General features: G+C 50.1%; 7 protein-coding genes. 6 read left to right on the top strand and 1 reads right to left on the bottom strand.

Annotated elements, in window-relative coordinates; genetic code table 11:
• The 6 genes from ACTIE6_RS23965 to ACTIE6_RS23940 all read left to right on the top strand — a co-directional run.
• The coding region (locus ACTIE6_RS23965; RefSeq protein WP_439559030.1) for a TrkA family potassium uptake protein at positions 1 to 446 on the top strand (446 nt) is incomplete at its 5' end.
• An 88-nt stretch (positions 447 to 534) separates the two neighbouring features.
• A complete protein-coding gene (locus tag ACTIE6_RS23960; RefSeq protein ID WP_439559029.1) occupies positions 535 to 2745 on the top strand; it encodes a T9SS type A sorting domain-containing protein in 2211 nt (736 codons plus the stop codon).
• A 165-nt stretch (positions 2746 to 2910) separates the two neighbouring features.
• Positions 2911 to 3663: an ImuA family protein gene (locus ACTIE6_RS23955; RefSeq protein WP_439559028.1), complete on the top strand. Its 753-nt coding sequence runs from the start codon at positions 2911 to 2913 to the stop codon at positions 3661 to 3663.
• A gap of 2 nt (positions 3664 to 3665) precedes the next feature.
• Positions 3666 to 5165 (top strand): Y-family DNA polymerase, encoded by a 1500-nt coding sequence (locus tag ACTIE6_RS23950; RefSeq protein ID WP_439559027.1) that lies wholly within the window; start codon positions 3666 to 3668, stop codon positions 5163 to 5165.
• Between the two features lie 11 nt (positions 5166 to 5176).
• Entirely contained in the window at positions 5177 to 8410 is a 3234-nt protein-coding gene (locus ACTIE6_RS23945; protein WP_439559026.1) for an error-prone DNA polymerase, read from the top strand.
• 24 nt (positions 8411 to 8434) lie between these two features.
• A complete protein-coding gene (locus ACTIE6_RS23940) occupies positions 8435 to 8911 on the top strand; it encodes a hypothetical protein (protein ID WP_439559025.1) in 477 nt (158 codons plus the stop codon).
• 6 nt (positions 8912 to 8917) lie between these two features.
• Here ACTIE6_RS23940 and ACTIE6_RS23935 read toward each other — a convergent pair.
• On the bottom strand, positions 8918 to 11040 hold a 2123-nt coding region (locus ACTIE6_RS23935), incomplete at its 5' end, for a choice-of-anchor Q domain-containing protein (protein WP_439559024.1).

The following is an 11040-nucleotide window of genomic DNA, read 5'->3' as shown; positions in this document are numbered from 1 at the left end:
CGTCGCTTTTAACAACGGCACTTCTCAAACCGCTCCAAGTCAAAAAGATCATCGGCAGGGTAGTATCCGACTTGCAACGGACCGTGTTAGAAGCAATGCAGATCGAAGAGTATGTGGTGCCCGAAGAAGAGTCGGCCGAGCGGCTGGCGATGCGACTGGACAATTCCGGCATTTTCGACTCCTTTAAAATCTCGGAGAAATATAGCATTATCGAGACCAAAGTGCCCGAGCGGTACATTGGCATGACCCTGGCCGAGGCAGACCTGACCAAGCGCTATAATGTGATCGTACTAACGGTGCTAACGCTCTCCAAAGGCTCCGAAGATGGTTTGGCAAAAATTTTCCGGCGCGCCTCGGGTATCGCTACGCCGGATACAGTCTTGCGGGCAGACGAAGTGCTTGTGCTGTTTGGCGAGCTAAATGATATTGAAAGGCTGATGCATTGAAAAGCATTGGACTTTGTCAGGTTTTTCTGTTAGGATTTGGTTAAGCGAATAGGGAACTTTATAGAGTTAAAACTCAACTGTTTCATTCATGCATCAAATTTTACTTTCGGCAAAACGTACGTTACCTTTTGCAGCATTCCGAGCGACATTGAACGTGTCGCTTTTTCTATGCCTGACCGGCATGTGTACACGCGCCTTCGCGCAAAAACAAATCATTTACGTTTCCGAATTCGGAAGAGGGCAGGACTCGGGGCTCTCGTGGGACCAAGCTATCAACAGTGTTGAGCAGGCAATGAACAAGGTTGAAAGCGGCGATGAGATCTGGGTGCAAGCCGGAACCCATCCCATATCCCAGTTCAGCACAAACGGATTAAAGCTGAAAGAAGGCGTGGCCATGTACGGCGGGTTTGCCGGAACGGAAAGCAGCCTCGCGGAACGCGACCTGTCCAATCCCGAGAATGTCAGCACAATTGCGGGTTCCGGCAAGGAATACACGATTTACAATAAGGGAAATAACCTGACTGCGGCGACGATTCTCGACGGGTTTACAATCTCCGGGGGAACGGTCGCCGGTATTCTGAATGAAGGTGCGTCGCCTACTATGTCTAACCTCGTGGTCGCGGGTAATGGGAGCACCGAGCAACAGAATTTTTTCCCGGATCCTGAGAAGCTGGCGGGTGGCATTTCAAATGTTCAATCGTCGGCGCGGTATGTCAACGTGGCGGTTCACGACAATCAAGGCTTTACCGCGATCGCTGACGAAGGATCCTCTGCCACTTATGTAAACTGTTTGGTTTACCGTAACAGCGTATTTCAGTCCCATGTGGTATGTAATTCCAGCGCTTCTTTCTTCATCAATTGCACGATTGCCGATGAATCCACCCAACTGCTTTTTCAGGGCAACGGTTTTTTTGTAGACGGAACGGTCGTGCCGAAAATATATAACAGCATTGTAAATGGTCAGTCGATGGGTATTAGCAGTGTCGTGGAGCCGGATGTGCAGAATAGCATTGTCTTTGCAAGGCTTACTTTCGAGGGCTCTTTCATTTACCTCAATCCGCTCAATGATATTTTCGTCGATCCCGGAACCGGGGATTATAGCCCGATCCCATGCAGCCCGGCTGTGAATACAGGTTTCGATTATTTTCAGCCTGGACAAACGCCTGATATTTCTGCCTACACGAGAGATTTGCGTGGCGTTTCGGTTTATTCAGAATCCATCGTGGATAAGGGTGCCTTACAGTTTAGCGGAGCTACGCGTGTGCTGGCTTTAGATGACGATGTGGCTTCGGGTACGGCATCAGGCAATCTGGTGCTGACTACAACTACCGATTGCCGGTTGCTGGCGATTGTCGCCCCCAACGGCGCAGCGCCATTGAACGGAGAGGTAAATGCCAAAGTCTGGGTAGCCGGTACGCAGCCCGCCGAGTTCGTCAAAAGACACTACGAGATCACGCCAGCCAGCAATGCCGCCAATGCAACTGCCCGGGTAACTCTCTTCTTTACCCAGGAGGAATTTGACGATTTCAATGCGGTGAACAGCATTAAGCTGCCTCTGAATGCAGCGGATGCAGAAAACTACAAGTCCAACCTGCGCATCGAAAAGCGCGGCGGCGTGAGCAGCAGTGATACCGGGGTACCGGGTTCTTATTCCGGCGCGATTTCCACATTCAAACCTTCGGAAGCAAACGGAAGTGTAGCCTGGAATGCAGTAGCCAGCCGCTGGGAGGTGAGTTTTAATGTTACCGGTTTCAGTGGATTTTTTGTAAAAACATCACAAAGCCCGCTGCCACTTAACCTGATCAGCTTTACAGCTAGCAAAGAAACCGGCAGCAACCTGCTGCAATGGAGCACCACCAGCGAGGTCAATACCGATCAATTTGAAGTCCAGACCAGCGCGGATGCAAAGCGGTTTATCAAACTCGCGACCATAAATGCAGGCGGCAGCGGCGATCACCGGTACAGCTACAATGACCAGAATCCATCCAGCCGGACTGTCTACTATCGTCTGAAAATGTCAGATCTGGACGGGACGTTTACATATAGTAAAACGATCTCATTGAGCGGCAATGTGGATTTGGCATCTATTTACCCTAATCCAGCCAGAGAGGCAGTTACAATCAGGGTCAATAATGCATTGCTGAAAACAACTGCGGACTTGTATGATCTGTCCGGCCGTCGCATTCAGAGCATCGTCATTACCAATAATCAGCAGCAGATCGATACAAAAGCTTTATCCAGCGGCATGTATATACTCAGATTTGCAGACGGAACAGCCGAAACTTTCGTGCGCGAGTAGTTGCTAGCTTTAAATCAAGCATTTATCAAACTTCACCCTAAATAAATTTCTTCCACTCCCAAGTCAATCCTGCGTTGCTACGCAAAAAAGTCTTGCGTCTGTCGTGGCATATTGTTATTATTGAGATCATTATTTTGTTATTAAAAGTATCAAACATGGCGATCGATGGAGCAATATGTCCGTGCAGCAGAAAAAAAAGCGCTTCTGGAAAGGCTCAGGAGTGAAATGATGTCATTGCAGGGTGTGAGTGTCCCGGATGCAGGTAGAAGAGTCGAGCATATTGGCCTTGGGTCAATTGAGAACGCATTTCCCCATGACGTTTTTCCCAGGGTTGGTATGCATGAATTTACCAGTTATGCCCCCGAGGAAGCTTCCGCTACCTCGGGGTTCATTGCCGCCATTTCAGGCCGTTTGATGAAGCAGGATGGGATATGTGCATGGGTCTCTACAAAACGGACAATCTACCCATTGGCATTAAGTCAGTTCGGTGTCGCCCCTGACCGGGTCATTTTTATTGATCTGAAAAAAGAAAAAGACCTGCTCTGGACTATTGAGGAAGCGCTTAAATGCAAAGGGCTCAGCTGCGTTATCGGGGAAATCAAAGATCTGAATCTGACCGAATCCCGGCGCCTGCAACTTGCTGTTGAAGATAGCCGGGTGACTGGTTTTTTGCACCGAGTCTCGCCACGTACAAAGAATGCGATTTCCTCCCTATGCCGGTGGCGAATCAAGCCGATGCCAAGTGGGGGGCAAGAGCTGCGACTGCCTGGTCTGGGATACCCTACATGGCAGGTCAGGATTGAAAAGGTAAGGAACGGGCGACCGGGAAAGTGGCTTATCCAATGGCGGGATAATCACTTTGAGCATATTGACACAGCTGAATTTACAACCAGCACGCTTCACTCAAAAGTTGGATAGGGATGAAACGGTATGTGGCTATATGGTTCCGGCATTTACTGACCGACAGGATGCTGCGAAGCCAGCCGGAGCTGGCCGGTAAGGCGTTTGTGCTTTCTATGAAGGTTCGCAACCGGGTTCAGGTAATGGCAGCCAGCAGGCAAGCGGAAAAACTGGGTATTGAAAAGGGAATGGTGCTGGCCGACGCGCGGGCCGTGCTTCCGGAACTGCTTGTGATGGACTATAAACCCGACGATGACCAAAAGCTGCTTTTCGCGCTGGCCGAATGGATGATCCGGTATTCGCCGCTCGTAGCTGTCGATGGCCAGGACGGCCTGATCCTTGACGCGACCGGCTGTGCGCATTTGTGGGGTGGGGAAGCTGGTTACCTGAAAGATATGGCAACCCGGTTGAAGAACCTGGGCTATGATGTCAAAACCGCAATGGCCGATACGATCGGGGTGGCCTGGGCGATAGCGCGCTATTCGAATGCTTTTCCGATAATCAAACCTACCCAACAGCTTAATGCAATCCTGAACTTGCCGCCCGGCGCTTTGCGGTTCGAAATGCATGTCGTTGAAAAAATGTATAAGCTGGGCCTTACCCGTGTAAGAAGTTTTATATCAATGCCCCGCCCGGTTCTCCGGCGGCGCTTTGGGCAGACTACGCTGGATCAAATTGACCAAGCCCTCGGACATATCCAGGAAGCATTTCAGCCGGTAGTCCCGGTGGATCCCTATCAGGAGCGGTTGCCTAGCCTGGAACCCATCCGCACTGCAAAAGGAATAGAGATAGCACTTGAAAAGTTGCTGGAAAAGCTGTGTAAACGTCTTGTCGCTGATAAAGTCGGGGTTCGGCAGGCGTTATTAAAATGCTTCCGGATCGATGGGGAAATGGAAAAAATCAGCATTGGTACGAATGCCCCTTCGTGCAGTGCCTCCCATTTATTTAAGTTGTTTGATCAAAAGATAAATGAAATTGAGCCTGATCTTGGGATAGAACTTTTTGTATTGGAAGCCACCACCGTCGAACCTTTGTTTGATACCCAGGAGCAGCTGTGGAATATAGGCGCCGGCAGTAACATGGTGCTTGTGGCGGAATTGCTTGACCGGCTGGTAGCCCGGGCGGGGAATGACATCGTGCACCGGTACCTTCCGGCAGAGCATTACTGGCCGGAGCGTTCGATTGTAGATGCGCCGTCACTTTCGGCAAAACCGGCCACCGAGTGGCGATCGGATTTGATCCGTCCCATGCAGATGCTCGCCGTGCCTGAAAAAATTCAGGTTACTGCGCCAGTCCCCGACTATCCACCTATGCTCTTTCAATACAAAGGGGCTGTGCATAAAATACGTCGGGCCGACGGGCCCGACCGGGTCGAACAGGAGTGGTGGCTTTCTAAGGGGCTGCACCGCGATTATTATTCATTGGAAGATGAAGAAGGGCGTCGCTACTGGGTTTTCCGACTAGGACATTACGAAGAAGGAAAGGATCCTGAATGGTTTATACATGGTTTTTTCGCGTAAACAGACCCTCTATGAACTATACGGAATTACAGGTTACCACCAATTTCAGCTTTCTTCGCGGTGCTTCACATCCCGAGGAGATCATTGAACAGGCGCGCCTGCTTGGGTACAAAAAGATTGCTATCACAGATCGTAACACGCTGGCTGGTGTAGTCAGGGCGCACGTGGCGGCAAAAGAATCAGGTTTACAAATCATCCCGGGTGCACGGCTGGATTTGCTGGATGGGCCCAGTCTGCTTGCATATCCTACTGATACCGCCGCGTATGCCCGGCTTTCAGCATTATTATCGCTGGGTAACCTGCGCACAGAAAAGGGTAAATGCGAGCTCTACCGCAGGGATGTATATGCACATGCAGAAGGCATCAAATTTATCGCTGTTTCCCCCACCAGTCTTGCAAAAGGATTCCGGTTTGAGCCGGGTTTTGAAACCGCACTAAAAGAGTATCGCGAACAATTTGGACCCGAGCTATATCTTTCCATGTCCAGGTCCTACGTAGGCAGCGATCAGAAAAAGCTGTTTCGTTTATCCGAAATCTCCCGCGTGCTCAGCGTGCCTCTTGTGGCCACCAACGACGTTCACTATCATAATCCGCAAAGAAGGGAGCTGCAGGATATTGTGACCTGTATCCGTGAAAAATGTACGATTTATGATGCGGGCTTCCGGCTGCACCAGAATGCAGAGCGCTTTTTAAAAGAGCACATTGAAATGGTGCGCCTGTTTAGAAACTACCCCGAAGCAATTGCCCGGACAAGTGAAATTGCAGATGCCTGCACTTTCAGTCTGGATAGTCTCAAATATGTTTACCCGGAGGAGATTACCAGCCAGGGCCGCACTCCTCAGCAGGAGCTTACCTATCTGGCCTGGGAAGGGGCAAAGGAGTTTTACGGGGAACCTTTACCTGAAAAAGTGTCAAAGGCAATCATTTATGAATTGAAATTCGTCGAAGAGATGAATTACGCTGCCTACTTTTTGACAGTCTATGATATTGTCCGTTTTGCCCGTGAACGGGGAATCTTATGTCAGGGCAGGGGATCGGCTGCTAATTCAACCGTATGTTTCTGCCTGGGAATTACCAGTGTGGATCCTGCAAAATTTAATTTGTTGTTTGAGCGCTTTGTCTCGTCAGCCCGAAACGAGCCGCCTGATATTGATGTAGACTTCGAGCATGAACGGCGGGAGGAAGTTATTCAATACATTTATCAGAAATATGGCCGCGACCGCTCAGCAATCGTTGCCACTGTTACTCAGCTGCATCAAAAAGGCGCTGTCCGGGACGTGGCAAAGGTGATGGGTATGTCTGTGGATGCCATTAATAAACTCTCCAATTCGATCTGGGAATTTACAGATGAATGGTTTGAAGGCAATCGGATCAGCGATCAGGGTTTCAATGCAAATGACCCGCATCTGATTAAGGTGCTCGATCTCACAAGGCAGTTCATGGGCTTCCCGCGTCAGCTTGGCCAGCATACCGGCGGATTCGTAATCACCCAGGGCAAAATCACTGACCTATGCCCGATCTTGAATGCGCGGATGCAGGACAGGACCAACATCGAGTGGAACAAGGACGATATTGATGCGCTGGGTTTTTTGAAAATTGATGTCCTTGCCCTGGGAATGCTCACCTGTATCCGAAAAGCTTTTGACCTGTTAAGCCTGCATTACGGTGTAAAGATGACCCTGGCTACCGTTCCGCAAGATGATCCCGTAGTTTATAAGATGATCTCGGCAGCTGATACGATCGGGGTTTTTCAGATCGAAAGCCGCGCCCAGCAGTCGATGCTACCAAGACTAAAACCCAAAGATTTTTATGATCTGGTGATCGAAGTTGCGATTGTAAGGCCAGGTCCGATCCAGGGGGATATGGTGCATCCGTATTTGCGGAGGCGAAATGGAGAGGAACTTGTTGAATTTCCTTCCAAAGAGCTTGAAGATATCCTCGGACGAACACTCGGCGTACCACTTTTTCAGGAGCAGGCCATGAAAATTGCTATCGTGGCCGCCGGTTTTACACCCGCTGAGGCAGATAAGCTCAGGCGTAGTATGGCGACTTTTAAATTGAGCGGCATGGTCTCGCAGTTTGAAAAGAAACTGATTGACGGTATGACTGGCAGAGGCTACACCGAGGATTATGCAAAACGGATTTTCAAACAGCTCGAAGGTTTTGGAAGCTATGGTTTTCCGGAGAGCCATGCCGCCAGTTTTGCCCTGCTGGTGTATGTATCGTCCTGGATCAAGTGTTACTATCCCGATGTTTTTGCAGCCGCATTGCTCAATAGCATGCCAATGGGTTTTTACCAACCTGCCCAAATTGTCATTGATGCCCGCGGACATGGAGTTGCTGTTCGTCCGGTGGATGTCAACTTATCAAGCTGGGACAATACGCTGGAAGAGCAGGAAGGAAAGTACCGGGCAATCCGTTTAGGTTTTCGTCAAATCAAAGGGATCAGGCAGGAGGAGATGGAATTGCTGGTTGCAGCCAGGAAAAAACCTTTCGAGGCCATTCACCATATCCGTGATGTTGGCGTTTCGCAGGCGGCGCTTGAACGGCTTGCTGATGCAGACGTTTTTCGTTCTATGGGGATGGATCGAAGGCGCGCCATGTGGGAAGCATCCGCGCTTTCTGACCGACCAATGGGTGTGTTTACCGGTCAGCAATCAGCCAGTGATTTTGAAGAGCGTGTCGAACTACCTGAGCTTTCCCTTTCCGAGCATGTGGTGCAGGATTATGCAACAATGTCACTCTCGTTAAAAGCGCATCCGGTAAGCTTCGTGCGCAGCCAGTTACTGGCAAAAAAAGTGCTGCAAACAGCAGATCTTTCCAGGTACCGGGATGGTCAGATTGTGCGGGTCGCCGGCCTGGTGCTTGTCCGTCAGCGGCCTGGGACAGCCGGGGGTGTTTGCTTCATTACCATTGAGGATGAGACTGGTGTTGCCAACCTGGTTGTTTTTCAGGGTCTTTTTGAAACGTTCCGCAAGGAAATTCTCCGCTCGAAGTTGCTAATGGTCGAGGGCAAGCTTCAAATCGAAGGTCAGGTGATCCATGTTGTGGTAAGGAAGTGCTTTGATATGTCATCCCTGTTACGCGAGCTTAATGGTCAGAAGGATCAGGATCCTGACGTATTAACGCTTTCCCGGGCCGATGAAAAAGATGAGTATGCAACACAGGCAGTCAATAAACGGACGCAGGTACGACAAAAGGTCGTGCAACTTGAAATGTTCCCCAATGGCCGCAATTTCCGATAAAGGTTTTATGCTTTACTAAATATCATGGTAGCTTCATATAACCCTTATGAGATTTTGAACCTTCCCTTAATCAGAAAGCAGCTGCAGCGAGGCAACTGTTACCTCGTTTTGCAGCGGTTCAATTGGCCAGGGATCAAACAAGGACAAGCTTTTATTGGCACAATCTATGATCAGCACGCAAAGGCAAAACTGCATCTAAGTCAGCTCACCGTGAATGAAGGGAAAATCCTTCATATGGAAACAGACCTGGAAAAGCTCATTGAATTGATCAATTCACCCCGGTACTATCTGTTTCTAAGCGAATTCAGCGATAAAAATTGGTCGGAGAATATCCGGAAACATTACCATCGCAGCATCACAGTATTTCTAAAGGTAAACTTGCCTGACTGGTCAGGGAGTATTGCTGACGTGCAGCTATACCCGAAGTTTGGTAAACTGAAAGCTGTGGTGACCTATTTGGATACAGAATATGAGTTTGACGCTTATCAAATGATGAGGTAGGCGAGCTTACTGAACCACCAAACGGTATACGCGCACATTTCCGCGTTCTTCCACGCTGAGCAAGTAAATACCACTGGTAAGCTTGCTACCCGGCTTAATTAACGTACTTCCCGAGCTGATCTCCGAATGAGTAAAGCTGATCTCACGGCCAGTGACCGAATACAACCGTAGTATTGCGCCGGTTGGCTCATCCAGGTTCAAAGTGAACTGCTGGCCAACTACTGGATTAGGATAAACCCCGTAATTGCCTTCGATAATCACCGATTTGGCCGAATAAGTGTGAATGCTGCCATCCAGATCTACCTGCTTCAGGCGATAATAGCTGGTCCCTTGGTAGGGATTTGTGTCGATAAACCGGTAGCCCTGAGAAAGATTGCTGGATCCTCCCACATCGCTTACCTGTCCAACTGACTCGAAATTTTTCAGGTCTTTGCTACGCTCAATCAGGTAACCCTTATTGTTCCATTCCGCGGCGGTCTGCCATTTAAGCAGCACGGTTTGGTCTGGCTGAACCTGTGCCGTGAAGCTCACCAGCGAGACGGGTAAGGCAGCAGCGTCGAATTCAAAAGCACCCATATCAATCCGCCCTCCACCAAAACGGGGATTACCTGCCAGGTCTGTAGCTCCGTTGACAGCACTCGTGCTGTTGGGATCACCTGCGTCGATCGCCTCAGCATTCGCCCGAAGCCGGGTATTGTTATCGCGTACAAACGGCGAAGTGGTGGTGGTCAGGTTGCCCGTTCCGCCGTTATAGCCCGTTACTGTTGATTCGAACAAACTGTAACTGGTTAGTATAAAAGCACCTTGCTGGTTGTTGAAGGTGCTGCTCCCGCCATTACCCCACACGATACAGTTGGTCAGCACAGGGCGGCTGGTTCCACGGTAACTAACATTGCCGATTGCTCCACCGGAGGGAGACAAGTTGCCCTGAAAAGAACAATTGATGATGCTTGGATTGCTGTTACCGTTGATGCTCCCATCGTTAAAAATCGCTCCACCCTTACTGGCTGCATTGTTCTGAAAAGCACAGTTGACAATGGTTGGATTACTGTTTCCATTGGTATAACCACCGTTATAAATGGCCCCGCCACCATTATCGGCCCTGTTGTTAGCAAAAAGACAGTTACGGATGAGCGGACTACAGTTATTATTCTCTCCACCGCCATCGTTGATCATTCCCCCGCCCGAGTCGTCGGCTATGCCGCCACTGGCATTACCGCCGGTTATCATGAATCCATCAAGCACTGCCGAGTTAGTCAGGCCTGCTGCGTTTCTGATTACGTGGTAACTATTGTCAGTGTCTTCTTCGTCGCCAATCTCGCCACTAAGGATAGTTGTCAGCGGATAACGCAGCACGCGTTGGTTCAGGTCGGTTTCGGTGCCTTCAAAGCCTCCGTAGATAGGCACCCCATTCTTCATCGAAAAACTAACGCTTCGGTCGGTTTTGGAGGGATTATAGGTCCCGGCCGCTACCCATACCTGCTCGGCACCTACATAGTCGATCTGACTTTGCAGATCCCCGCTGGCATCGGTCCAGCTGTTCCCGCTACCCGTTGCGCCTGCCACCACATAGCGAATTGGCGTATTGGACGCTACTTCCAGAACGTAGGCTGCACTTACTCCCGTACAATTGCCATTGGTTGCATTGACCGTGATTGAGAAACTACCCGCCTGGGTAGGCGTGCCACTCAGCGTGCCATTTGAAGCCAGAATCAGTCCGGGAGGCAAGCTGCCGCTGGCCAGGCTGTAACTCGTCGAACCGGCTGTTTCGCCCAAAGCAGTGAATGACTGACTGAATGCTGTCCCTACCGTCGCGGTGTTCACGCTCGGGACGGTGATGGCAAGTCCCTGAGCAGCCTGATATTCATAGGCTCCCATGTCAACCCGACCTTCAAAGATGCGTGGATTACCCGCCAGATCAGAGTTAACGCCTGCCAAACCAGCAGCCGAGTTTAATCCCGCATTCACAGCCGGGCTGCATCCCAGGAGTGTCGGATCATCGGCGCTTACAAAGGGGGAGACAGTTGTTTTAACATTGCCCGTCGTGCCCGAATAGCCGGTCACCGAGTTGTCGAATAAAGTATAAGTAGCTGTGGTAGTGGTAGCCGGATTCCAAAGCGTCCTGTTTC

Origin of the sequence: Dyadobacter sp. (genome assembly GCF_051859145.1) — a bacterium.
GTDB lineage: Bacteria > Bacteroidota > Bacteroidia > Cytophagales > Spirosomataceae > Dyadobacter.
The sequence above is the reverse complement of the archived record's forward strand: the minus strand, read 5'-3'. Positions and strand labels throughout refer to the sequence as shown.

Bases quoted from the DNA above. Each gene is read 5' to 3' on its own strand.
- ACTIE6_RS23960 (WP_439559029.1), top strand. From the start codon at position 535: ATGCATCAAATTTTACTTTCGGCAAAACGTACGTTACCTTTTGCAGCA.
- ACTIE6_RS23955 (WP_439559028.1), top strand. From the start codon at position 2,911: ATGGAGCAATATGTCCGTGCAGCAGAAAAAAAAGCGCTTCTGGAAAGG.
- ACTIE6_RS23950 (WP_439559027.1), top strand. From the start codon at position 3,666: ATGAAACGGTATGTGGCTATATGGTTCCGGCATTTACTGACCGACAGG.
- ACTIE6_RS23945 (WP_439559026.1), top strand. From the start codon at position 5,177: ATGAACTATACGGAATTACAGGTTACCACCAATTTCAGCTTTCTTCGC.
- ACTIE6_RS23940 (WP_439559025.1), top strand. From the start codon at position 8,435: ATGGTAGCTTCATATAACCCTTATGAGATTTTGAACCTTCCCTTAATC.